At 44.0% G+C, this 25,785-nt stretch carries 18 protein-coding genes and 1 rRNA gene; 11 read left to right on the top strand and 8 right to left on the bottom strand.

Annotation, left to right across the window (positions count from 1 at the left end):
• Positions 1 to 98 (top strand): 5S ribosomal RNA (rrf, locus tag FB6_RS13365); the annotation flags it as partial.
• 265 nt (positions 99 to 363) lie between these two features.
• Positions 364 to 849 (top strand): cupin domain-containing protein, encoded by a 486-nt coding sequence (locus tag FB6_RS13360; protein ID WP_174560451.1) that lies wholly within the window; start codon positions 364 to 366, stop codon positions 847 to 849.
• 846 nt (positions 850 to 1,695) lie between these two features.
• On the opposite strand, the gene FB6_RS13355 is transcribed toward FB6_RS13360, so the two are convergent.
• On the bottom strand, positions 1,696 to 2,388 hold the full coding sequence (locus FB6_RS13355; RefSeq protein ID WP_174560450.1) for a TIGR04219 family outer membrane beta-barrel protein: 693 nt from the start codon (positions 2,386 to 2,388) through the stop codon (positions 1,696 to 1,698).
• A 556-nt stretch (positions 2,389 to 2,944) separates the two neighbouring features.
• Here FB6_RS13355 and FB6_RS13350 point away from each other — a divergent pair.
• Both FB6_RS13350 and FB6_RS13345 read left to right on the top strand, forming a co-directional pair.
• Positions 2,945 to 4,423: a sodium-dependent transporter gene (locus FB6_RS13350; RefSeq protein ID WP_174560449.1), complete on the top strand. Its 1,479-nt coding sequence runs from the start codon at positions 2,945 to 2,947 to the stop codon at positions 4,421 to 4,423.
• Positions 4,424 to 4,433: 10 nt separating this feature from the next.
• Positions 4,434 to 4,577, top strand: coding sequence for a methionine/alanine import family NSS transporter small subunit (locus tag FB6_RS13345; RefSeq protein ID WP_174560448.1), 144 nt, complete (start codon positions 4,434 to 4,436; stop codon positions 4,575 to 4,577).
• A 58-nt stretch (positions 4,578 to 4,635) separates the two neighbouring features.
• Here the strand turns inward: FB6_RS13345 and rsmB are convergent, their stop codons facing one another.
• Positions 4,636 to 5,943, bottom strand: coding sequence for a 16S rRNA (cytosine(967)-C(5))-methyltransferase RsmB (gene rsmB / locus FB6_RS13340; RefSeq protein WP_174560447.1), 1,308 nt, complete (start codon positions 5,941 to 5,943; stop codon positions 4,636 to 4,638).
• Positions 5,943 to 6,902 (bottom strand): methionyl-tRNA formyltransferase, encoded by a 960-nt coding sequence (gene fmt / locus FB6_RS13335; RefSeq protein WP_174560446.1) that lies wholly within the window; start codon positions 6,900 to 6,902, stop codon positions 5,943 to 5,945. Before fmt ends, rsmB begins: the two co-directional genes overlap by 1 nt.
• 454 nt (positions 6,903 to 7,356) lie before the next feature.
• Between fmt and ilvD (FB6_RS13330) the strand changes: the two genes are divergently transcribed.
• From ilvD (FB6_RS13330) to FB6_RS13315, 4 genes are all read left to right on the top strand, one after another.
• A complete protein-coding gene (gene ilvD / locus FB6_RS13330; protein WP_174560445.1) occupies positions 7,357 to 9,186 on the top strand; it encodes a dihydroxy-acid dehydratase in 1,830 nt (609 codons plus the stop codon).
• Positions 9,187 to 9,771: 585 nt separating this feature from the next.
• Positions 9,772 to 11,457: a dihydroxy-acid dehydratase gene (ilvD, locus tag FB6_RS13325; RefSeq protein ID WP_174560444.1), complete on the top strand. Its 1,686-nt coding sequence runs from the start codon at positions 9,772 to 9,774 to the stop codon at positions 11,455 to 11,457.
• 73 nt (positions 11,458 to 11,530) lie between these two features.
• Positions 11,531 to 12,853, top strand: coding sequence for a hypothetical protein (locus FB6_RS13320; protein ID WP_174560443.1), 1,323 nt, complete (start codon positions 11,531 to 11,533; stop codon positions 12,851 to 12,853).
• The gene (locus FB6_RS13315; RefSeq protein WP_174560442.1) at positions 12,834 to 13,121 is read left to right on the top strand and encodes a chorismate mutase; all 288 of its coding nucleotides are present in this window, start codon (positions 12,834 to 12,836) and stop codon (positions 13,119 to 13,121) included. The genes FB6_RS13320 and FB6_RS13315 overlap by 20 nt, the downstream gene beginning before the upstream one ends.
• A gap of 71 nt (positions 13,122 to 13,192) precedes the next feature.
• On the opposite strand, the gene FB6_RS13310 is transcribed toward FB6_RS13315, so the two are convergent.
• Positions 13,193 to 13,684 (bottom strand): hypothetical protein, encoded by a 492-nt coding sequence (locus FB6_RS13310; RefSeq protein WP_174560441.1) that lies wholly within the window; start codon positions 13,682 to 13,684, stop codon positions 13,193 to 13,195.
• A gap of 505 nt (positions 13,685 to 14,189) precedes the next feature.
• Between FB6_RS13310 and FB6_RS13305 the strand changes: the two genes are divergently transcribed.
• Positions 14,190 to 14,927 carry a sulfite exporter TauE/SafE family protein gene (locus tag FB6_RS13305; RefSeq protein WP_174560440.1) on the top strand — a complete coding sequence of 246 codons (738 nt, stop codon included), beginning with the start codon at positions 14,190 to 14,192 and terminating at the stop codon, positions 14,925 to 14,927.
• A gap of 40 nt (positions 14,928 to 14,967) precedes the next feature.
• Here FB6_RS13305 and FB6_RS13300 read toward each other — a convergent pair whose 3' ends face one another.
• The 4 genes from FB6_RS13300 to FB6_RS13285 all read right to left on the bottom strand — a co-directional run bounded on the left by FB6_RS13300 (position 14,968) and on the right by FB6_RS13285 (position 21,265).
• Complete coding sequence (locus FB6_RS13300; protein ID WP_174560439.1) at positions 14,968 to 15,870, bottom strand: LysR family transcriptional regulator; 903 nt, start codon at positions 15,868 to 15,870, stop codon at positions 14,968 to 14,970.
• A gap of 104 nt (positions 15,871 to 15,974) precedes the next feature.
• Complete coding sequence (locus FB6_RS13295) at positions 15,975 to 17,279, bottom strand: solute carrier family 23 protein (RefSeq protein WP_174560438.1); 1,305 nt, start codon at positions 17,277 to 17,279, stop codon at positions 15,975 to 15,977.
• A gap of 299 nt (positions 17,280 to 17,578) precedes the next feature.
• Complete coding sequence (gene ppc, locus FB6_RS13290; protein WP_174560437.1) at positions 17,579 to 20,263, bottom strand: phosphoenolpyruvate carboxylase; 2,685 nt, start codon at positions 20,261 to 20,263, stop codon at positions 17,579 to 17,581.
• A gap of 393 nt (positions 20,264 to 20,656) precedes the next feature.
• The gene (locus FB6_RS13285; protein ID WP_174560436.1) at positions 20,657 to 21,265 is read right to left on the bottom strand and encodes a TetR/AcrR family transcriptional regulator; all 609 of its coding nucleotides are present in this window, start codon (positions 21,263 to 21,265) and stop codon (positions 20,657 to 20,659) included.
• A gap of 146 nt (positions 21,266 to 21,411) precedes the next feature.
• On the opposite strand from FB6_RS13285, the gene FB6_RS13280 reads away from it, so the two are divergent.
• Together FB6_RS13280 and FB6_RS13275 are read left to right on the top strand one after the other, a co-directional pair.
• Complete coding sequence (locus FB6_RS13280) at positions 21,412 to 22,518, top strand: efflux RND transporter periplasmic adaptor subunit (RefSeq protein WP_174560435.1); 1,107 nt, start codon at positions 21,412 to 21,414, stop codon at positions 22,516 to 22,518.
• Positions 22,515 to 25,676 (top strand): efflux RND transporter permease subunit, encoded by a 3,162-nt coding sequence (locus FB6_RS13275; protein WP_174560434.1) that lies wholly within the window; start codon positions 22,515 to 22,517, stop codon positions 25,674 to 25,676. The genes FB6_RS13280 and FB6_RS13275 overlap by 4 nt, the downstream gene beginning before the upstream one ends.
• Positions 25,677 to 25,785: the final 109 nt, after the last annotated feature.

Genomic DNA, 25,785 nt, shown 5'->3' with positions numbered 1-25,785 from the left:
GAGTGAACCACCTGATCCCTTCCCGAACTCAGAAGTGAAACCTCTTAGCGCTGATGGTAGTGTGGGATTACCCATGTGAGAGTAAGTCATCGCCAGCTCATTATTCGAAATCCCCCTCCGCTTATGCTGAGGGGGATTTTTTCTTTGCGCGGGGATTAGTTTGGTAAAAAATAGAGAAACATGTTGATGGAATCGAGCTGATAGGTTTTATTGTCCGCTCAACGTAAAGAGAGTATAAAAAAGTGTGAGCCTATTTTATTAGGCAGTTTCGAAGTTAATAATTTACTCACTGGCCAATAAAAGAAGCTCAGCCGGTCATGATTAATTCATGAATCAATATTAAATCAACAAGGTAGATATGAGATGAAAAAAATCATTGCTTGTGTCGCCATTGGTCTAATGTCTTGGGTTGGCGTTGTTGCAGCCGATCAGACCAATATACCATCCCATGTTATGCTAACCCCTTCTGCGATGAAGTGGGGTGCACCACCACCTGTCTTTCCAAAAGGTGCTTCATTTACGGTTCTTTCTGGAGATCCGAGTAAAGCAGGCATTTTTGTTATACGACTCAAGATGCCTGCAGGTTATAAAATCATGCCACACTGGCATCCAACGGATGAGCATGTGACCGTGATCTCAGGTACATTTTCACTGGGTATGGGTGAAAAATTTAATCAGTCGATGATGAAAAAGCTGCCAGTAGGCGGTTATGCACGCCTTCCAGCAGAAATGCGACATTATGCGATGGCAGTGACGCCAGTGACAGTTCAGGTTGAAGCAATGGGTCCATTTGCACTGACTTATGTTAATCCTGCGGATGATCCAAGCAAACATGCTGCTAACAAGTAACTGTTTATTGATTGCTTAATCAGCGTAGTGTCAGTTTGAATTTGTCGCTACGCTGTCATTCTTATTTTTCAGTTGTATAAAAACTCTAATTTTCTCCTCATACATCTATGCTGCATAAATAATGGAGTGGCATAAATTTTTGTCAGCATGAAATCGATCATAGCTCGGTTTTATAGGTGGCATTATGAATGTTGAAAATCTGAAGCGACTATTGATGTGGCATGGCATGATGTTGTTTTTTAGGATTCCTCACGGGTCTTGCTGAAATGTATTTGAGCAATCTAGGAATGGGGCTGGCAGTGCATTTTGAAGGTCTGATGAATGGTACATTCCTTCTGGTGTTAGGCGCGATATGGGGGAGGTGCATCTATTTTCACCGGTATTGGCTCCGGGTTTCAAAGCTGCTGCATGGCAGGAAGGCTTGGTTCAGTTCTGATTTATATCAGTAGCTATGACCATCATTGCAGCAATTGTGCTGTACTTTATCCGGCCACTTAAATCAGATGAAATTGCAGTAAAAAAATAGGGCATTGAATTCTAAAAATCACGCGCTGCATTGACTACTAATTTGATAATTACACTTCTTTAGGGAGGATTTTTGGCTTTTAGCATGAATAAATACGAAAGATTGAACATGAAAAAGCCCCGACATCCTGTCGAGGCTTTTTCGTATTTGTTAAAGGTATCACTCCTGTTCTACCTCAGCATCCTGCTGTATTGTGCTTTTATTCTTTTTATTTTTAAGAAACATCCTGTTTCTGTATGAATTAAATATAGTTCGAAGCTGTACAGATGAATAGCTGTTGTTTTCCGCAGTTGATGTAAGTAAATGCGTACATGATTGCTTTAAAAATGTGCTTCTACACCTAAGTAAGGACCTTTAAATTTGAGTTTGCTTTCGTTATTTGAGCCTTCTTCAAGCTGAATATCTAAAATACGATAACCTGCTTTAGCCCCTACATCGACAAGTGGAGTATCGACAAAATTATATTTCAATTCAGCCTGAGCATCGCGAACTTGTTCATCATCCAGTTTGGCAAAACTGGCTTCTGCATTGGCACTGAGTCCAGTAAAAGGTAATTTTACCCCGGCTTGTGCATACAGCATCGGTAGTGTGCTGCTCACATTCAGAGTGTTGGTATAGTTTTGACGAATGTCACCTTCCAGGCGTTTGGCGCCCAAGCCGACATCCACAGAAACAATATTATCCAGGATTTCGTAATACAAAATGAAATCAGTGTAATCCAGATCAAGCTGATGGCTTTTTACCCCAGCAAAGCTCTGATCACTTTCAGCCTGCAAGTTGATATGTTTAATTTTGGCATTCGGTAAAAAGGGTACCGGATGTTCAACTGCAATTGAGTATGACATGCTGTGATCATCATCCAGTTCGGTTGATGGAAGTGCTGAAGCAGGCTTGCTTAAGTCAGCACTATAGTGCCAGTAATCCACACTGCCTTTCACGGCAATAAGGTCGGCTTGGGCAGCGCTGAATGCCCCAAGTCCAAGAGCTAAGCAAAGAATTTTGAATGATTGCATGAGAATCCTGATGTGATCTGATCTGTTATTTTTGAAAAATCATTTTGATAGTGAAATATGGCTCGGCTGAAAGGCCATTTATGAAAAATCAATAAGCCTTTATGAGTTAGGGCTCAACTCAGCGCATGATATAGGGAATCCAGGTAAATTGCATTGCTGTTAGTGCTAAAAAACTTATTTAAATAACTTTTAGTTTTTATTATGACTAAATTTATTTCCAAAAGTTTTCTTATGGCGGTTTATGATTGAAGAAAAATTAGCTGATTAAATGAACATTCGAACTCTATATATTATAAAACTGGAATGTTTGGTCAAGAAATTACAGAAAATATTTTTAAAAATGCGTATTGTTAAATTCATACAAAGGATGAGTATTTATCAAAATTTTTAACCAGAATTTGATGGCTGCTGATCTGTTTGCAAATTAGAACATAACACCCAAAAGGTGTAGAGCTAACTTCAAACATAACAAGATTAATATTTGAATGGTGCTTTATCGTTTGCGTATAAACATATAAACAGCAACGTTTAAAGATGCCTAAGGTTTAGGTGTTGTATGACAGATTCTCGTGAAAACTGGACCTCACGATCGGGCTTTATTATTGCCGCGGTTGGATCGGCGGTCGGTTTAGGTAATATTTGGCGCTTTCCCTATGTTGCCTATGAAAATGGGGGTGGGGCGTTTTTAATTCCTTATCTTATTGCTTTAATTACTGCAGGTTTACCGCTGTTATTTTTAGATTATGCAGTGGGGCATAGAAGTAATAGTTCACCTCCTAAAGCTTACCGCAAACTATTCCGTGGTGGTGAAACGCTCGGATGGTGGCAAGTGTGCGTGTGTATCATCATTGGTTTGTACTATGCCAGTGTTTTGACCTGGGCGGGAAGCTATGTCTATTTCTCGATTGGTCAAATGTGGGGCAGTGATCCAGAAGGGTTCTTCTTTAAGACCTATTTGCAGACCAGTGAAGCTGCAAGTTTTGACCCGCGTTTTGTCAGCCATATTTTCTGGCCATTGGCCGGGATTTGGGCACTCACCTTGATAATTTTATATGGTGGCGTGAAAAAAGGTGTTGAGCTTTCCAATAAAATTTTCATGCCCTTATTATTTGTTTTATTTACCCTTTTAGTGATTCAAGCGCTTCGCTTACCGGGTGCGGTAGAGGGTTTAAATGCCTTCTTTACCCCGAACTGGGCAGCCATGATGGACTATAAAGTGTGGCTGGCGGCTTATGGTCATACCTTCTTCTCGCTGTCAGTGGGCTTCGGGATTATGGTGACTTATGCATCTTATTTAAAGCCAAAGACCAATTTAACTGGTTCAGGTTTGATTGTCGGTTTTGCCAATGCTTCGACTGAAATTTTAGCCGGTATTGGTATTTTTGCTGCACTGGGTTTCATGGCCTATACCTCTAATAGCAATGTACATGATGTGGTCAGTGGCGGCATTGGACTCGCGTTTATTGCCTTCCCTAAAATTATTTCTAGCCTTGGGGCAGGTGCAGATCTCTTTGGGATCTTGTTCTTTACTTCATTATTTGTAGCCGGTATTTCATCCATGGTGAGTATTCTGGAAGTGCCTATTGCTGCGATGATGGACAAGCTGAAATGGAGCCGTAAGAAGGCTGTGACCATTGTCGGTGGTGGCAGTGCAATAGTGTCTATTGTGCTATTTTCCAGCGTGAACTCGATTAAACTGGTGGATATCATTGATCATTTCATCAATAACATCGGCATTATTGGTGGTGCATTATTATCCATTATCAGTATTGCCTGGTTCAAACGTTCGGCACTGGCTGAGATCCGAAATCACGTTAATGCCATTTCCACAGTGCAACTGGGTAAAGGCTGGGACTTTACCCTCACCGTCATTACCTCATTGATTTTACTCGTTACTTTAATCATGACCATTTTTAACTTGTTATTAAAAGGTTATGGTGATTATAGTGTGAGTATGCAGTGGTTATTTGGTTGGGGCTGCGTGATTTTCTGTGCTGTTGTGGCTGTGGTTTTAGCCAAAATGAAAGATCGCTAGGAGAGTACAGATGAATACTTCTGCAATCGTGATGATGATTATTTCCATGGTGTTCTTATGGGGCGGACTGGTTTTGTCCATTCTGCATTTGATGAAACACCCTGAAGAACTGGATGAAGTTCTGGAAGAAGTCAAAGATCAACATACCCTGTAAAGCTGTTGTTGAATCCATAAAAAAGCAGGCTTTAAAGCCTGCTTTTTATTTGCATCAATTAAGCTGTTTTCTGGATACGGCAATAGTAGAATCCATCGCCTCGCCCCGTTTGTGGTAACAATTGTCGACCGTGAATTTGTTCAATGCCCCAATCGGCTTCGATTTTGATTTCTTTAGCATCTGCATGATTGGCAAAGAAATCGACCATTTGCTGTTCATTTTCTGCTTTTAAAATCGAGCAGGTGATGTAAAGCAAGGTACCGCCAACTTTCAGTTGTGACCACATATTTTCCAAAATTTGCTTTTGCAACTGCACGGTTTTGGCAATATCGCCAGACTGACGCAGTAAACGAATATCAGGATGACGACGCATCACCCCAATTGCTGAACAGGGTGCATCTAAAACAATACAATCCGCCAGTTCCGGTGCTGTCCATTTCACTGCATCTGCGGTGATAATTTCAACATGTTTGCCATCTAGCACCAAGCGTTCCAGGTTTTCAGCAACGCGTTTGAGGCGTTTTTCATCTTGGTCGAGAGCAATCAGTTTTTTCGGCTGATATTTCTCTAAAATATGTGCAGTTTTGCCGCCAGGTGCTGCACAGGCATCAATCACGAATTTGCCATCAAGATTTGGCAACAAGGTTGCGCAAAGCTGAGCATGTTCATCTTGGACGGAAAAACCGCCTGCTTCAAAGCCCGGTAGACTTGGAATATGCAGGCTTTCATCCATGATAATACCGACATTAGAAATTTCGCAACGATGTGCATCGATGCCTTCATCTTCCAGAATGTCCAGATATTCATCACGGCTAACTTGGCGAGTATTGACCCGTAAAGTCAGTGGAGCAACCTGTTTCAGCTCATAGCTGAGCTCAGCAAATTGATCGCCCCAATCTTTCTTTAAACGCTTCGCCAACCAGCTTGGCAAGTTCGAGGCATTTTCTAATACATCATAGAATTGTTCAGACTCACGTGTAGCACGACGCAAAATGGCATTCACCACGCCACTTAAACTTTCCATACCCAATTGTTTGCTGGCTTCTACGGTTTCAGAAATCGCGGCATGTGCTGCCACACGAGTACAAAGCAATTGGTATAAACCTAAATACAAACAGGTTTCTACCACTTCATTGTCTAAAGGTTTAGCCAGCAAAGGCAAAGTCACTTGCTTGAGTGCATGCCATTGGCGTAAGCATCCTAATACCAGTTCATGATAAAGCGCGCGGTCTTTATCTGAAACGATATTCATATGCTGCGCTAGAACCGAAGCCAATGATTGACCATTTTGGACAGCCAATAACGTTTTAACAACCTGAGCACGTAAGTTTAAAGTCTTACCAGAGGCTTGGGGAGATTGTCTCATTATAAAATTTGTCCAATATTCAGTTTTTGGGTTTGTAAAATTTGTACGGCAGTCAGCGCTTTGCCACCTGGCCATTGTAAAGCAGTTAGTGTGATGACACTGTTATTTGCACAGGCAACATGTACGCCATGTTTATCAATCGCAATGATTTCACCCGGTTGAGCATTTCCTGCTGTGACATTGGATAACTGGGAATTCCATACCCGAAGGTTGTTTTGCGCATCGAGGACAATAAACGCGACAGGCCAAGGGTTAAAAGCACGAATATTACGGTCAATCTGAACGGCATCAATTGACCAGTCAATTTGTGCTTCAGCTTTAGACAGTTTGTGCGCATACACAGTTAAAGCTTCATCCTGCACTTCGCGTGTTGCAAGATAATGTTGCAAGCTTGCTTCAGATTCTAAAACTTTGACAGTGGCTTCAGCACCTTGTACTGCAAGCTTATCATGCAGTGTTGCAGAAGTGTCCTGTGCTTTAATTGGACAGATGGTTTTATACATCATGTCGCCGGTATCTAAACCTGCGGCCATTTTCATAATGGTCACGCCTGTTTCGGTATCACCTGTGGCTATGGCACGTTGAATTGGCGCTGCACCGCGCCAGCGTGGCAACAATGAACCGTGAATATTCAGGCAACCATATTTAGGTGTATCTAATACTACTTGCGGCAAAATCAGACCATAAGCCGCCACTACCATTACGTCGGCATTTAAGGCTGCCAGTTCATGCTGCGCAGCCAGACCTTCTTCAGTTGAGGATTTGAAATGCAGCGGTTGATACACGGGAATGCCATGCTCTAAAGCCAGTTGTTTGACTGCTGAAGCAGTCAGTTTTTGTCCACGGCCTGCTTTGCGGTCAGGTTGAGTATATACGGCCACGATTTCATGGTTGGTTTTAAGGAGAGCAGCTAATGCAGTGGCTGCAAATTCTGGTGTACCCGCAAAGATGATTTTCAATTGGTAAAGCCCGTTCGGTTCATTTCTATCGGCATTATACCAAAGGTTGAAATACGAAATTGGACCATTCGTAGAATCATAGGAAAAACAAAAAATACAAGGATAATTTTAGGAAGAATTTTAAAAATTTTTATCCCACAAATACGCAGTAATCCCATCTTTGAAATAAATTATATTTATATAAAATTTAAAAATTATTCATGAAAGTTTTGTATTGTCACCACGGTGATGGCGGTATAGTAGATTTCAGTTAAAAGATTTTTGTCGTCAAATCAGCAAATTCAATTGATCGACCCATCTGCCCATCACCAATATGAAAAGGCCATCTTTAAAAACAATGGCTTGGTGTATGATAGGGTTAAAATTTGACTGATTTAACATCATTGTCAGTATGATTTAGCCAGAATGACTCGCGTAGATTCATTTCAAGCTCAAACTTTGTTGGAAATATAAAATGCCTGACTATCGCTCAAAAACATCGACACACGGAAGAAATATGGCTGGCGCACGCGGTTTATGGCGTGCGACAGGGATGAAAGATGAAGACTTTGGTAAACCAATTATTGCCGTAGTGAACTCTTTCACCCAATTTGTACCGGGTCACGTTCATCTTAAAGACCTTGGTCAACTTGTGGCGCGTCAAATTGAGCAAGCAGGCGGTGTTGCCAAAGAATTCAATACCATTGCGGTTGATGACGGTATTGCGATGGGTCATGACGGCATGCTGTATTCATTGCCTTCACGCGACTTGATTGCTGACTCAGTTGAATACATGGTGAGCGCGCACTGTGCAGATGCCATGGTATGTATCTCTAACTGTGATAAAATCACCCCAGGAATGCTGATGGCGGCTATGCGCTTAAACATTCCAGTGGTATTCGTGTCTGGCGGTCCAATGGAAGCGGGTAAAGTGAAAATCCGTGGCAACGACAAAGCCATCGACTTAATTGATGCGATGATTGTTGCGGCAGATGATAACTACACTGATGAAGAAGTAGCTGAATACGAACGTTCTGCCTGCCCAACCTGTGGTTCATGTTCAGGTATGTTTACTGCTAACTCAATGAACTGCTTAACTGAAGCATTGGGTCTGTCACTGCCGGGCAACGGTTCAACCTTGGCAACGCATGCCAACCGTAAAAAATTATTTGAACGCGCAGGCTCTTTAATTGTTGAATTGGCTAAACGTCACTACGAACAAGATGATTACAGCGTATTACCGCGTGCAATGGTAACCAAAGCATCGTATGAAAATGCCATGACTTTGGACATCGCCATGGGTGGTTCAACCAATACAGTTCTTCATTTATTGGCTGCTGCAAACGAAGCGGGTGTTGATTTCACCATGGATGATATCGACCGTTTATCTCGTAAAGTGCCAGTGCTGTGTAAAGTGGCGCCTGCGAAAAACGACGTGCATATGGAAGATGTACACCGTGCTGGCGGTATTATGTCCATTTTGGGTGAATTGGATCGTGCAGGCTTACTGGATACCTCAGTGGGTACAGTGCATGAAAAAACACTGAAAGATTCATTAGACAAATGGGACATCATCCGTACTGAAAATGAAGATGTGTATCAATTCTTCCGTTCAGCACCAGGCGGCGTACCAACGCAAACTGCATTCTCACAAGATCGTTATTACCAACGTCTAGATGGTGACCGTGAAAATGGCGTGATCCGTAATGCTGAACATGCCTTCTCTAAAGACGGTGGTTTGGCTGTGCTTTACGGTAACATCGCGCTGGATGGTTGTATTGTCAAAACTGCAGGTGTTGATGATTCAATCTTGAAATTCAACGGTACTGCACGTGTGTTTGAAAGCCAAGATTCAGCAGTAGAGTCTATTTTGGGTAATGAAATCAAAGCGGGTGATGTGGTTGTGATTCGCTACGAAGGTCCACGTGGTGGTCCGGGTATGCAAGAAATGTTGTATCCAACCAGCTACTTGAAATCGAAAGGTTTAGGTAAAGAATGTGCGCTATTAACTGATGGTCGTTTCTCGGGCGGTTCGTCAGGCCTATCTATTGGTCACGTTTCACCTGAAGCAGCGGAAGGCGGTGCAATTGGTTTGGTAGAAGATGGCGATTTAATCGAAATCGATATTCCAAACCGTACCATCAACCTTGCTGTTGATGAAGCAACCATGGCTGCTCGCCGTGAAGCGCAAGAAGCGAAAGGCTGGCATCCTGTGGAAGAACGTCCACGTAAAATTTCGAAAGCCCTGAAAGCGTATGCGATGCATACGACAAGTGCTGCGAAAGGTGCAGTACGCGAAATCTAAGCTTTATATTTTAGAAAATTTAAAAGCACTCTTGATGGGGTGCTTTTTTATTTTAAGTTGTGGAATCAGCACGGCAAGTATTGAAGCTATTGATTTAATTGCTGGATATAACCTTCGGTTCGACCTACTTTTGTTTCGGCAAAAGTAGGCAAAACCATTTCCATCTGCAAAACTCGTCAAATACCAACATTTTTTAACTTAATCACAGAAACAATAAATATTAATGTTAGTCCTGCCTCAAACAGTTGCAGATGGTCTTGTCGTATAGCGAATAGCGTAAATGGTTTTTGCTTCAGCTAGCTTATGTGCGTAACAGGGCAAATAATGGATGTTCCCTCTCCTTTTTTAAAGGAGAGGGCTAGGGAGAGGATTTAGATGAAAAATTACCCCATACTATTGCGAAGCATGTTCATCGTCCCATCAGTAGAAAATGCTTTCAATATTCATGTTATTCGCGATTTAGTGATCATCTGTGACTTTTGAAAGAGGTTTACTATATTGCGTTGTCTTATTTCTATACAATAAAATTAAAACAAATCGCCAAAAGCTGACGCCTAAAATCAGCCATCGCTAAGGAAGACAATAATGAGTAAAGAAAACATCCGCGAGCATTCCGCTCCCGTCTATGAAGGCATTGAAAATGCGCCGGCACGTTCCATGATGCGTGCCACAGGTTTTAAAGATGCAGACTTTACCCGTCCTTTTATTGGCATCGCTTCGACTTGGGCCAATGTCACGCCGTGTAATATGCATATTGATGGCTTGGCGCGTGAAGTGGAAAAAGGCGTAAATGCTGCAAATGGCAAGGGGATTATCTTCAATACCATTACCATTTCTGACGGAATCTCGAATGGTACGGAAGGGATGAAATACTCATTGGTCTCCCGCGAAATTATTGCCGACTCCATTGAAGCCGTGGTTGGTTGTCAGGCCTATGATGGCGTGATTGCGATTGGCGGCTGTGACAAAAACATGCCGGGCTGCATCATGGGACTGGCCCGATTAAACCGCCCGGGACTATTCATTTATGGTGGAACGATTAAACCGGGTGCCGGTCATACCGACATGATTTCGGTGTTTGAAGCAGTGGGGCAGCATGCCAAAGGCGAAATTAATGAAATTCAAGTGAAACAGATTGAAGAAGTGGCCTTGCCAGGTCCGGGTTCTTGTGGCGGCATGTATACGGCTAATTCCATGGCTTCTGCGATTGAAGCTTTGGGCATGAGCCTGCCGGGTTCATCGGCGCAGGAAGCAGTGTCTGAAGAGAAAAAAATTGACTGTATGCGTGCCGGTGAGGCGGTCATGAACCTGCTGCGTCTGGACATCAAACCACGCGACATTATGACCAAAGCCGCTTTTGAAAATTCCATTAAAGTGCTGATTGCACTCGGTGGTTCAACCAATGGCGTACTGCATTTGCTGGCGATGGCCCATACCGCAGGTGTGGAACTGACTCTGGATGATTTCGTACGCATTGGTAAAGACATTCCGGTGGTGGCGGATGTACGTCCATCCGGTAAATACCTGATGTCGGAACTGATTGCGATTGGTGGTATTCAGCCGCTGATGAAACGTATGCTCAATGCGGGCATGCTGGATGGTTCTTGCCTGACTGTAACCGGTAAAACCTTGGCGGAAAATCTGGCCGATGTTGAAGATTATCCGGAAGGGCAGCAGATTATCTTGCCCTTTGATGCGCCGATCAAAAAAGATTCTCACCTTGTCGTTCTGAAAGGCAACTTGTCGCCAACCGGGGCGGTGGCAAAAATTACCGGCAAAGAAGGCCTGTATTTTGAAGGTCCGGCACGCGTGTTTGAAGGTGAAATTGGCGCCATGCGCGGCATTCTGGATGGCGAAGTGCAGGAAGGCGAAGTAGTGGTGATTCGTGGTGAAGGGCCGAAAGGCGGACCGGGGATGCCAGAAATGTTGAAACCGACGTCTGCCATTATTGGTAAAGGTTTAGGCAAATCCGTGGCCTTACTGACCGATGGGCGTTTTTCCGGTGGTAGTCATGGCTTTGTGATTGGTCATGTAACTCCAGAAGCTTATGAAGGCGGTCCGATTGGTCTGGTTAAAAATGGCGATAAAATTTCCATTAATGCGGAAACCCGGGAAATGACCCTGCATATTTCCGATGAAGAAATGGCCGCCCGTCAAGCTGCCTGGGTGAAACCACAGCCCAATTACCGCTACGGGGCTTTGGCGAAGTTTGCCAAATTGACCACGGGGGCTGAAAAAGGGGCAGTTACCGATCTAAATTTAGATGTATAATTGATCATTCCCTAACAAATTGTTATAAACCCTTGTAGCACTTACAAGGGTTTATTTTTTCGAGGCTTATCTCATGTCACTGTTACGCCGTTGGTTTGATCCACTTCGATCGAGTTGGTTTTACCAAAAGCCGACTCGTCAGGTGGAATTATCTACGGAGCAGGGTTTAAATATCCACTTACGTTTAGATGATGTTTATAGCTACCTGGCTGTACAGCAGTTACCTGAACTTGAAGAAATTTTAAGTGATGAGATCAAACCTTTAAAGGTGATTATTTCCAGCCGAACGGCCGAACCTCCCAATCATATGTCTGCCCTTGAATGGCAAAATTACTGCCTGAATGATGCCAAAATCCTGTCTAAGCAGCATCGTTTCAGTTTCCATGAAACCCCCGAACAACCGCCCATTGAAGCCATAAAACAAGCCGAAACCATCCTGCGCAACACGCCCTTACGTGGTCAGGATTTTCTGTATTTACTGGAAGATGTCTTCCACATGTTGTGGCAAAAACAGTATGGAAAATTACGCACCTTGCATGCCATGGCCAGCCGACATCATAGCGCGCAAGACTTTCCAGAACGTATTTTTAATGATGATGAAGTTCTGGCGAGTTATTTTGAATTTGGGGAACGCAAATATCATGCGGTAGATGACCTGCTACGTCTGACCCGCCGTTTGAAACAGCAAAAATTATTGACTGGCAATCCGATCTTCCTGATCAATCATATTGAATGGCGGGAACACCTGATCAGTGATGCTGAAGAACTCAATGAAATTCAGGCGCTGGATCCGGAACTGGATTTGTATATTGCGTTGGAAGATCCGATTTCCTGGCTGTTATTGGCCTATATTAAAGAAGAACTGGCCAATTATTATAATATTCAATTGAATGTGTATCCGCTGTCTTACCATGGTCGTGATCTATTTGACTGGAGTCTGGCGACCCGTTTGTCCAAACGTACTGAAGTCAAATTTACTCCATTTTGCCGTCCGACCCAGCAAGCAACGTTCAAGATGGCGCAATTGTTTTATAGCGTGCCTGAAGAGCAACGTGTTGAAGCCATGTATCGCATTTTGCAGGCCGTCTGGACCAAGGGTAAAGATCTTTCTTTTCAGAGCCATTTTGATCAGATCGAGCATGATTTAGAAGTTAATCAACTAAGTAGTGAAGATATCACGGCTAAATTGAAAGAAAATGACATACTCTGTGAAATGAAATCTCAACCCGATTTTCCCGTGCTGGAACTGCGTATTGATGGTCAGAGCTATGTATTTAACAGCTTGTACCGCGTTTGGATGATTGAAAGTATTTTCAGTAATGTGTTAGAAGAGAAGTATAAAAGTGAAAACACAGCTGACAGTGAATCAAAGCCGCATGAACAAAGAGAAAGTTGAATCTTTAGAACAAGCCCGTAAGCATATTGATACGATTGATGAAGCGTTGATTGAATTGATTGCGGCGCGCCAATTTTACGTGGATCAGGCTGTGCGTTTTAAACGTACGGCACAGGATGTGCAGTCGCCTGAACGTACAGAAGACGTGATTAAAAAAGTGCGTGCTGCTGCGGAAGCTCAAGGAGTCGATCCAAATTTGGCTGAGCATCTTTACCGTGAAATGATCCAGCATTTTATCCGCCGTGAATTGAAAGAAATTCGCCCCTGATCAGATTCGTTATCATAGCTAATCAAAAAGACACCTGAACAGGTGTCTGAAATTGCCAGTTAATCAATCCATTACACCATGCGGTAATAGGTGTAGCTGACCTGATCATCTTTATAAACCGCATGGCTTTTTTGTCTGAAGTCAGATACCCACTGTTGACCGGTATAGGCCGCAATATGCCCATAAACGTGTTTTTGCGTTCTTTTGATAATATAAATATCACCTTCATGTGGTTGATCAAATGAAGGTTGAATCTGCTTATAACCAATCGTCTTCAGGGTATGCCCCCAATCTGAAGCTGCCACAGGATGGTTGATAATCTTGGCACCAGCCGACTGTAATGCAATGCGGATGCTTCGAGCACATTTGGCCGTACTGGTGGCGGATGAAATATTGACTAATTTTTGCGTGAATTTACGGATATCAAGATAAGCATTACTGGTATTTTTTTGTGGTTTTTTAACGCCTGCACCTGCTTGATTCGCTTGAAATTTTCTGGAAATCACTGCAGTGTTCTGGTCTGCAGCTTGAATCATATTGCTATGATGTACATCATAAATCATTGTTCAATCTCTACCTTATCTTCAATTGCTTTTAGAAAAAAATAGACAGCATTTTTCAGAACTGAAATACCAATATTTTTTCCTTAAATTTTAAAAATGCTATGTTATTACATAGCATGAGCTTGATGTGGAGCGCGTACTTTAAACAGTTTGTGCTTAAAAATCCACCTATCTGAGGTTTCCATAAAGCGGATACGACAGCCTAGAAACCCAAAAATTGAAGAAGCAATGGCGAAAATGTGACAATGGATAATTTATAAAACAAATAGTTAAGTAAAACTTATTAATATCAGAAAAATTGATCAAATTTTTATGTAAACAAGTAATCGATTGCTTAATTATTAATCAAATCTAAAGGTTTTATCGGTATTCATAGAAAAATTAACTCTATTAAAAATCCATCACAAGAGCCTCAATTTTTGATTGAGGCTTGCTCCTGAAAACAGTGATTTTTAAATCACTGTAAGTTGCCTATGATCAGCTCAGGATTTAACAGGGGCGGAATATGATTGGCTTTGTCATAGGGGTATTTACCATTGCTGGTATGATTAAAGGCACCATTGGACTGGGGTTGCCTGCTGTTTCAATGGGCTTATTGACGATTTTTATCAGCCCCTTTCAAGCGGCAACCTTGCTGATCGTACCATCTATGGTGACCAATTTTTGGCAACTGTTTGCAGAAGGGCAGGTGCTAAAACTGGTTCGCCGTTTCTGGCCCTTATTGCTTGGCATTATTGTGGGTTCGATCTGGAGCATTTTTCCGACCTTGGGACATGGGGAATTTCAAAGTGAAGCGCTGCTCGGTGGCATGCTGGCCCTGTATGGTTTGTACGGCTTGTTCGCTAAAAATATGCCCAATCTGGCGCCACATGAAAAATGGTTATCTCCCATTATCGGCTATCTGGGCGGTGCACTGACCGTGGCCACAGGGGTTGTGGTTATTCCTGTAGTCCCTTATTTGCAGTCGCTGCACTTAAAACGCGATGATCTGGTCCAGTCACTCGGTTTGGCTTTTACCACTTCAACCATTTGTCTGGCGGTTTTTCTGCATCAAAACCCCGTCGAAAATATCCCGATGGACTATAAAATGTCGTTAATCGCCTTGTTCCCGGCATTATTGGGGATGTGGCTGGGCACCAAAATTCGTTATCGCATTCCTGAACAAAAATTTCGTAAAGTATTCTTTTGTGGTCTGGTCATTTTTGGAGGCTATATGGTGCTCCATCAGTTTGGCGTGATTTAAACTGTGCTGCTGAAAAAGCTTAAAGGGCTGAAAAATAATACTAAATAGACAGTTTAGATTTCTCGGAAAGCAAGAACTGGCTGAAATGCTGATAAGACACCGGCAAGGCATCAAAGTTTTTCGCTGCCAAGAGTAGTTTGCGATTGGCCCAGTCACCCGTCAGTTCAATCTGCTGAAATGAATACACGTTTTTTAAACGATGCGCAGCACGTTTCGGCATAATCGCAATGCCGACCCCATTGGCCACCACTTGGGCAATCGCGGCAAAATTGGGTAAACGTAAACGGTACTGAATGGCACAGCCCAGTAATTTGGCCTGGGCTTCAATGGACTGTTGCAGGGAATGATATTGCATCAAACCCACAAAGGGATAATGTAAGACATCCACCAGTTGCAGTGCAGCCTGATGGGTGAGTTCATGATTCATTGGACACACCAGTACTAAGGGGTCCTCTGAAAATTCGAGGGTTTGCAGATTTTTGGAATCAAAAAAACTCGAAATTAAGCCCAGTTGCGCCGTGCCTTGTTCTAGCGCCTGAATAATATCATTGGTTTCCGCTTCTTTTAATTCAATCTGGATATGTGGATTTTCCACCAGATATTGCGGCAGCAGGAGGGGCAGATATTCACTTTGAGCTGAGGAATTACACCACAAGGTCATGTGTGAATTGACACCTTCAGCATAAGTCGCCATCAGTTGTTGCAGCTGTTGGCTTTGCTGAATCAGTAACTGAGCTTGAGCGGCAAAAGTCTGTCCGGCAATGGTTAGTTTGACGCCTGATGCATGCCGGGTAAATAAATGCACAGCAAACTGCTGCTCGATTTTTTTAATCCGTTCGCTGGCCGCTTGTAGGGAAATCGCAGAACGCTCGGCACCTTTGGTCAAACTGCCAGTATCCACAATATCCAAGAACAGCTGTAGATCAAAAAAGTCGAGACGCATGTACAGTGGGCCAGCTTACTGAAATTGCATTCATCATACTAAAATTTTCTTTATCTCCGTGATAAAAAAAGCAGCCTTGCGGCTGCTTTCATATTTTTAAATTATTATTCTGATTTATCGCCTAAGCTAAAGAACCAGTTCAGAATTAAAGCTGCAAAGGTTGCAGTCCCAATACCGCCTAAGTTGAAGTTACCAAATTGCAGGGCAAAGTCACCAGTCCCTAAAATAATGGTCACAGCAGCCACCATCAGGTTCTTGTTTTTAGAGAAATCAACCTTGTTTTCAATCCAGATTTTTGCACCGGCAATGGTAATCAAACCAAAAACTACAATAGAGGCACCCGTTAAAATCGCAGTTGGAATGGTATGAATGATCGCACCGAATTTTGGAGATAGACCCAAGAACACGGCAAACACACCGGCAAACACAAAGATGATGGTGGAATAGACACGTGTCACCGCCATCACGCCAATATTTTCTCCATAAGTCGTCATACCAGGGCCACCCACACCGCCCGATAAAGTTGTGGCCAAACCATCAGCGACAAAGGCCTTACCAATATGCGGATCCAGATTTTCACCGGTCATGGCACCCACCGCTTTAATATGTCCCAGGTTTTCCGCCACTAAAATCAAGGCAATTGGTGCGATAATCAGGATGGCATTGGCATCAAAGACAGGGGAATGGAAGGTCGGAATACCAAACCAGTCGGCTTGTTGAATCGGGGTGAAATTGATTGGAGTGCCGTAGCCCATGACATTGGAAACAATGTAATAAGTCAGGTAAGCCAGCAATAAACCCACCAATAACAGCAGACGTTGCAATAAACCTTTGGTGAATACTGCAATCGAACCCATGCACAGCACAGTCACCAGTGACATCCACATATTAAAGTTATTACCTGCCACACCTTTTACTGTTACCGGTGCCAGATTCAAACCAATAATCATCACCACGGCACCTGTCACCACAGGCGGCATGAGTTTTTCAATCCAGCGCGTACCGGTTGCCATCACGATAAAACCAAAAATGGCATACAGCACACCGCAGGCCATAATCCCGCCAGCGGCCAAGGCTAAATTGGCATTTAATGCTCCAGTACCGGAAGCAGCATAACCGGTTGCGGCAATGACTACGCCAATAAAGGCAAAACTGGAACCTAAATAACTGGGAACACGACCGCCAGTCATGAAGAAAAACAGGATGGTACAAATCCCTGACATTAAAATGGCCAGATTAGGATCAAAACCCATCAAAAAGGGCGCAAGTACGGTCGCACCAAACATGGCAAAGGCATGTTGTATCCCCAATACAACACTCTGTGCAGGTGGCAGGTATTCATTGGTACCTACAGGACGTGCATCGATACTGCCTTCGTACGGGCGCCATTTGGGAAACCAATTGGACATTTTTTGAGCACTCTAAAAATAAATTGTGCACATCATACGCTTCTTTTTTGGAAGATTTAATCATTGCAACAAAATTTTGTTCAAACTAATGCTATGACTTTTCAAAAGTTTTTACCACATGGTAAAAGTTTTTATATTTAAAAATAATGTGAAATCAACAGTTAATCGGCATGAATATCTGTTGAAGGATTCATAAATATTTCTTATTTTATTTATAAAAAATATCATCAATCTTTTGACCGTGTGGTTAAAAAAAAAGCACATTATAAAAATGTGCTTTTTTGAAGGAAAATCAGAACTTAACCGGTATTACGCAGTCCGGCTGCAATCCCGGCAATACTCACCATTAGGGCATGATCGACTGGCGTATGTTCAGCCTGACGTTCGACCAAATAGCGGCGGCGGCGTTTCATCAGTTCTGCCTGTAATAAATGCAGCGGCAACAAATACGGTTTACGCACCCGCATAGACTGATCCAGCACTTCATTGCTACTGAGCAGTTTGGATTCACCTTTTAAGGCTAACAGGGTTTGTACCGCATCTTTCAAGCGTTGACGCAGCTGTTCACCCAACACTTTTAAATCGGGATCATCGGTCAAATGCGATTCATAATACAAGGCGACATGACTGTCTGCCTTGGATAACACCATTTCCAGCATATCAATCAGGGTCTGGAAATACGGCCATTGTTGTAGCATTTCATCCAACGTTTCTTTGTAGCCTTGGTCAATCACCTGATTAATCGCAGCGCCGGTACCCAGCCATGCTGGAAGCATCAAACGGATTTGGGTCCAGGCAAATACCCAGGGAATGGCACGTAAAGACTCGATGCCACCGCTGACTTTACGTTTTGCTGGTCGTGAACCAAGAGGCAGCATCTGCAATTCAAGTTCTGGTGTAACAGTACGCAGGTATTTCACAAAATGCGGGTTTTCACGCACGGTTTGACGATAGACCTGTACCGATAAATCAGTCATTTTGTGCATCAACTCACGCCATTCATCCTTAGGTACGGGTGGTGGCAGTAAGGTCGCCTCTAAAGTGGCAGCGGTATAAATCTCCAGATTTTGCAGCGCAATGCCTTCCAGACCAAACTTGAAGCGGATCATTTCCCCCTGTTCGGTCACACGGATGGCACCGGAAATCGAACCTGGTGGTTGTGAAAACAGCGCTTGCTGGGTCGGTGCGCCACCCCGGCTGATTGAACCGCCGCGGCCATGGAACAGGGTGAGTTGCACGGCATGTTTTTTTGCCACTGCAGTCAGTTCTTCCTGCGCGCGATATTGCGCCCAGTTGGCCGACATGAATCCGGCATCTTTGGCCGAATCTGAATAGCCAATCATCACTTCATGTTTGCCCTGAATATGCTGTTTGTACCAATGCATATTGAACAGGGTATTCATGGTGCTGGCTGCGCCATCCAGATCTTTCAGCGTTTCAAATAAAGGCACTACACGGAGCGGGTGCTTGATGCCGGCTTCTTTTTGCAGCAGTAACACCGCGAGCACATCGCTCGGATATTCTGCCATGGAAATAATATACGCACCCAGACTTTCTTCCGGCTGTTCTGCCAGCGTCCGCATGGTTGCAAAGACTTCCTGCACATCCGGATGTTCGATCAGGCTTTGTTTGGGTTCATTCAAATGCTTTGGCAACAATGGACGTTTGCTTTGCAATTCCTGCAACAAGAAATTTTGACGTGCCTGTTCGGTCCAGGTTTCAAAATTGCCCAGACCCAAATATTCGGTAATGGCCGAAATGGCCTGACGATGGCGTCCGGATTCCTGACGGATATCCAGTTTCAGCAGTTCAATGCCAAAACAGTTCACGCGATGGATAAAGTCCAGCAGTTTGCCATTGGCAATTTCAGGCAAGTTGCAGGCAATCAGTGAACGGTAGCACAGCAATAACGGTTGCAATAATTCATCTTTGCTTTTGATGACCCGGCTATCGTCAGCATCTGCACCGCGCAATTTTTCCGCCAGCCAGTGACGGGTGGCTTTTAAACGCTCACGGGTATCACGCAGATATTCACGATAAGGTTCCGGATGGCTCTGCCCCAGTGCCTGTATCAATTCATAGCTTGCGTTCTGAATAGACAGCTCCCAGCGCAGGTCTTCAATATCGCGCAAGTATAAATCCGCCGCTTTCCAGCGCGATAACCACAGGACTTCCTGAGTAATGTTATGTTTGACATTGGGGTTGCCGTCACGGTCACCGCCCATCCATGAAGCAAAACGCACGGGTGCTACATTCAGTGGCAAGGCTTGTCCGCAGTGTTCCTGTACCATGCCATCCAGTTCACGCATGAATTTAGGTACGGCATTCCACAGCGTTTGTTCAATAGTGGTGAAGCCCCATTTCGCTTCATCGACGGGGGTTGGACGGTGCTGACGAATTTCGTCGGTTTGCCAGGCAGAGCAGATCAGCTGTTTGAGTTCTTCGAGTACCGCTTTACGTTCACGTAGGGTTAGTTTTTGTTGGTCGGCCTTGAACAGGCAATCATTAATGCCATCATATTTTTGAATCAGGGTACGGCGGCTGACTTCGGTGGGATGAGCAGTGAGCACTAGCTCAATGTTCAGTTCGCAAATTTGCTTGAATAAGGTGTCTGCCGAAATTTCATGATCCTTGAATTTCTGGAACAGATGATCGAGTGGATTTGGGGAAGGGGCATGCTCATCAAACTCGCTTTGACGGCGACTACGCACCACATTGTATTGTTCTGCAATATTGGCAAAATTTAAAAAGTGAGTGAAGGCACGGGTCAGCGGAAGAATTTCATCATCTTTCAGGCTTAAAAAAAGTTGTTCCAGCTGTTTTTCGGCTTCCACTTGGCCATCACGTGCGCCTTTGGATAGCGCACGAATTTGTTCAATCTGATTAAACAAATCTTGTCCTGCATGCTCCTTTAGGGTTTCTCCCAATAAATTCCCAAGTAAACGTACATCCTCACGCAGTGGAGCATCAATTTGTTGAATCATTTTTTTCATTCTCCTAGGCTTCTGTTTTGAATATACCCCGATTAGATGACATTCCAAGTAGGGGCATACAAAAGTATGTAATCTGTTGCTGCTAAAACTAGCAATTCATGTGCCGTTGAAGAAGCCACGAAAATAAAAGAAAAAATTTGAGGTCACTATTATCTTATTATCGTTGTGAACTACTCGTTTAGAATGACTAAATTTCGTATTTCACGCCTCGTATCGCCTAAAAAATACTCGTAGTCGCAAACATAGATGAAGTGTCAACAGACCCTAGTTACTCTAAAATTAAAATCATCTTCTTTAGGTTAGACGCTTTCACTGCCGCAAATTTTTAATAAGATTGAAAGGGGTTTGTGTAGGCGAAATCAAACTATGTGACAATAGCGATACTTAAGCCTTTTTTTGATATTTCAGCATAAATAATTCAATGCTGCTGGTAATAATCTGCTGCCTTTCCTCAGCAGTCGGCACAGTCCGAATCCCCAGCAGGACTTCATGATGACGCATGCCAAATAACAGGGAAACAATCAGTAAGGTCAGGGTTTTTACATTTTCAGTCTGGATAAAACCCAGTTCAATCGCCTGTTGAAAGAAGTTTTCCCACAGGGCTTGCATGCGCAGATGCGAAGCATTGTAAAACTCTAGTGCCAGCGGGTTTTGTTCATTGGCCAGTTCCAGCTTGATGGCTTCAGGCAAATTGGTGATATTCAAAGACAGTTCACAGGCATACGTAAAGGCTTTATGAAAATCACTGTCTGCATGTAAATGCAGGGGGCGGGCATTGATCAATTCTTCACAGGTGGCAGCAATGGCACAGACAAAGAGATTGGCTTTATCCTGAAAATGATTATACACCGTCAGTTTGGTAACACCGGCTTCCTGGGCAATCTGATTCATGCTGGAACCATGATAGCCAGATTTCAAAAACAAGCTTTTTGCCGCATTTAAAATCCGCTGACGTTTTTCCAGGTCTTTGGGGCGCCCCACATTTATTTGCACAATTTTTTCCAAAAAAATGAAAAAGGTCATTGATTTGACCCGATAGTTCTAATTAATGTACCGATAAGTATATTAATTAAAAAACGATCAATTTAAGATACTCCTTATTTTGCCCTAAAAAACATTTTTAAATAAGAGCGAACTTCATGAGCACAATCAAGATTGCCGTGGCCAGCATGATTATCGTTTGCAGTGTGACCTTAAGTGGATGCAGCACGGATGCAACTGAAACAGAACAAGTCCCGTTTGTGATGGTGACGCAGCCCAACAGTAGCCATAATGAACAGAAAAGTTATGCCGGTGATGTACAGGCTCGCCAGCAAACCGCTTTGGCATTTCGAGTGGGCGGACAAATCACCGAGCGTTATGTCGATGTCGGCGATCAGGTCAAAGTGGGTCAGGTACTGGCAAAACTGGATGTCAAAGATGCTCAGCTGCAACTGAATGCGGCCAAAGCGCAATTGGAAAGTGCGCAATCTGCAGCACAGATTGCTGAAGATGAATTGAAACGCTTTAAGCAGTTGCTGCCGATCAATGCCGTGAGTCGCTCGCAATATGACGCGGTAGAGAACCAATATAAATCGGCGATGTCGTCCTTAAAACAGGCGCAGTCTAATTATGCAGTCAGCAGTAACCAGACCGGTTATAACCAGCTGATGGCCAATAAAAATGGCGTGATAACCGAGCGCAATATTGAAGTGGGGCAGGTGGTTGCGGCAGGTCAGGTAGCCTATCAAATGGCGATTGCCGGTGATCGTGAAGTGGTGATTGGCGTGCCTGAACAGGCCATTTCAGAGATTAAAGTCGGGCAAGCCGCTTGGGTCACCTTATGGTCTCAACCGGAAGATAAATTTGCCGGCTATGTGCGAGAGATTTCTCCGGCAGCTGATCAGTCTCGAACTTTTAGTGTCAAAGTCGCTTTGCGTGAGGGTAATGCCGCCATTCAGCTGGGGCAAAGTGCACGGGTGTTTTTTAGTCACATTGAACACAATGTACTTAGCGTGCCTTTGTCCAGCGTTTCGGCCAATGACCAGCAGGCCTATGTCTGGGTGGTGAAACCGGATCAGACTATTCATAAAGTTGCGGTGACTTTAGGTGCCTATGGTCGTGACAGCGTACCGGTTTTATCCGGTTTAAAGGCGGATGATTATGTGGTGATTGGCGGCGTACACTTACTGCGTGAGAAACAGAAAATCCAGCCGATTGACCGTGAAAATCGTGCCGTACATATTCAGGCAGGGACTACATCATGAAGCAAGACATAAAGTCTGAATCTCGTTATAACCTGTCTGAATGGGCACTGAAAAATAAAGGCTTGATCCTTTATTTTATGCTGTTACTGGGCATTGTCGGAATGGTGTCCTATTCCAAGCTGGCACAAAGTGAAGACCCGCCCTTTACTTTTAAGGTCATGGTGATCCAAACCTATTGGCCGGGTGCAACTGCACAAGAAGTTTCCTTGCAGGTCACTGATCGTATTGAAAAAGAATTGATGAGTACCGGTAACTACGAGCGCATTATGGCCTATTCACGACCGGGTGAGTCCATGGTGACCTTTGTGGCTAAAGATTCGTTGCGTTCCAGTCAAATTCCAGATGTCTGGTATCAGGTGCGTAAGAAAATCGGAGACATCAAACAGCAATTGCCCAATGGTGTACAAGGCCCTTTCTTTAATGATGAATTTGGCGATACTTTCGGTAATATTTATGTGCTAACCGGTAAGGATTATGACTACGCGGTATTGAAGGAATATGCCGACCGTTTGCAGTTGCAGCTGCAACGGGTCAGGGACGTTGCGAAAGTCAATCTGGTGGGCTTACAGGACCAGAAAATCTGGATTGAACTGTCCAATACCAAAGCAGCACAACTCGGTATTCCAGTCACGGCCATTCAGCAAGCGCTACAACAGCAAAATAGCGTGGCCAGTGCCGGTTTCTTTGAAACAGGGACGGACCGCATTCAGATGCGGGTCAGTGGACAGCTCAACAGTGTCGATGAACTGAAGCAAATGCCATTATTGGTGGCGGGGAAAACCATTCAACTGGGCGATGTCGCCGAGGTCTATCGCGGTTTTAGTGAACCGGCTCAACCGCGGATGCGTTTTATGGGAGAAAACGGTATTGGCATTGCCGTTTCGATGCGTAAAGGCGGAGATATTCTGGCTTTAGGCAAAAACCTGGAAACAGAATTTTCCCGTTTGCAAAAGTCTTTGCCTTTAGGCATGCAGCTGCAAAAAGTGTCTGATCAGCCGGTTGCGGTAAAACGCAGTGTCAATGAATTTATGAAAGTGCTGGCAGAAGCGGTGATTATCGTCCTGTTGGTGAGTTTCTTCTCTCTTGGTTTCCGTACCGGTTTGGTGGTGGCATTCTCCATTCCCTTGGTGCTGGCCATGACTTTTGCCGGTATGAACCTGTTTGATGTCGGTCTGCATAAAATTTCACTGGGTGCCTTGATTCTGGCACTGGGTTTATTGGTCGATGATGCCATTATTGCCATCGAGATGATGGCGGTGAAAATGGAGCAGGGCTATAGCCGGATAGAAGCGGCAGGTTTTGCCTGGAAAACTACTGCTTTTCCAATGCTGACCGGAACTTTAATTACAGCTGCCGGTTTCTTACCGATTGCCACTGCGGCTTCAAGCACCGGTGAATATACCCGTTCCATTTTCCAGGTGGTGACTATTGCCTTGATCGTCTCCTGGTTTGCCGCCGTACTGTTTGTTCCTTATCTGGGCGATAAACTGCTACCTGATTTTAATAAGGATCTGATCCAAAAAGCACCGTGGTATCAGCGTCTATGGGCCCGTTTGCGCAAGCAGCCAGAACCACAGCCAGTCGTGCATCATGCCGGTGAGCATCATGATCCTTATCAAAGCGGGTTCTACCAAAAATTTAGAGCCTTGGTGAATAAATGTATTACCTATCGTAAAACCGTGATTGCGACCACAGTGGGTATTTTTGTACTGTCGGTATTGATGTTTAAACTGGTGCCGCAGCAGTTCTTCCCGCCGTCCAACCGCGCTGAAATTCTGGTGGATTTGAAACTCGAAGAAGGGGCATCGTTGACCTCAACCGAACACGCAGTGAAGAAAGTCGAGAAATTCCTGTCGACCCAAAAAGGGATCGACAACTATGTGGCCTATGTCGGCACAGGTTCAACCCGTTTCTATTTACCGCTAGATCAGCAACTGCCACAGGCCAGTTTTGCCCAGTTTGTAGTTTTAGCTTCATCACTGGATGACCGTGATGAAATCCGTAAATCTCTGGATGAACAAATTCGTAAATTGCTGCCGGATGTGCGTACTCGGGTTTCACTGCTGGAAAATGGTCCGCCAGTCGGTTATCCACTGCAATATCGTGTGTCTGGTGAAGATCTGCACTTGGTCCGTCAATGGGCACACAAGGTGGCTGCTGTGATTGCGGAGGATCCGAATAACACCAATGTGCATCTGGACTGGGGTGAGCCAAGCAAGGTGATTCATTTAAATATCGATCAGGATCGTGCCCGTCAAATGGGGGTATCTAGCCTAGATTTGGCCAATTTCTTAAACAGTTCGATTAGCGGTGCAACTATCAATCAATATCGTGAAAAGCGTGAACTGATTGAAATTCGCTTGCGTGGTGATCAAAACGAACGGGTCAATGTCGAGTCTTTATCCAGTCTGGCGGTACCGACAGCCAGTGGAAGTTCTGTCCCTCTGGCGCAAATTGCGAAAATTGAATATGGCTTTGAAGATGGTTTGATCTGGCATCGTAACCGTTTACCGACTATTACAGTACGTGCCGATATACGAACCAAGTTGCAGCCCGCGACCGTGGTGGGGGAACTCGCCGACAAAATGGATCAATTGCGTGCTGAATTGCCAAGCGGATATCTGGTTGAAGTCGGAGGTACGGTGGAAGAGTCAACTCGAGGACAAAGCTCGGTGAATGCCGGAATGCCATTCTTTCTGGCTGTGGTGATGACCCTGTTGATGATCCAGCTGAAAAGTATGTCACGTGCATTTATCGTCTTTTTGACCGCACCTTTGGGCATTATTGGCGTGGTGTTATTCCTGTTATTGTTCAACAAACCGTTTGGTTTTGTCGCGATGTTGGGCACCATCGCACTTTCCGGCATGATCATGCGAAATTCTTTAATTTTAATTGATCAGATTGAGCAGGATATTCAGGCGGGACACGATCCATGGACAGCAATTCTGGATGCAACGGTTCGCCGTTGCCGTCCTATTGTGCTGACAGCACTGGCTGCGGTACTTGCGATGATTCCTTTATCACGCAGTATTTTCTTCGGTCCGATGGCCGTGGCCATTATGGGGGGATTGATTGTGGCTACCTTGCTCACGCTGTTCTTTTTACCAGCATTGTATGCACAATGGTTTAAAGTGAAAAAAAATAGTCAGAGTGTGTAAATTTTGTCAATAATCAGGTGCGAAATATTGAAAAGTTCAATATAGTAGCACCTGGTATTTGTATACATTTTTATAAAGCAATTTACTGCATATTAAAAAATAAATCGTG

It is taken from the genome of Acinetobacter bouvetii (assembly GCF_902753875.1).
Lineage (GTDB): Bacteria > Pseudomonadota > Gammaproteobacteria > Pseudomonadales > Moraxellaceae > Acinetobacter > Acinetobacter bouvetii_A.
This window is presented reverse-complemented; position numbering and strand designations above follow the sequence as displayed.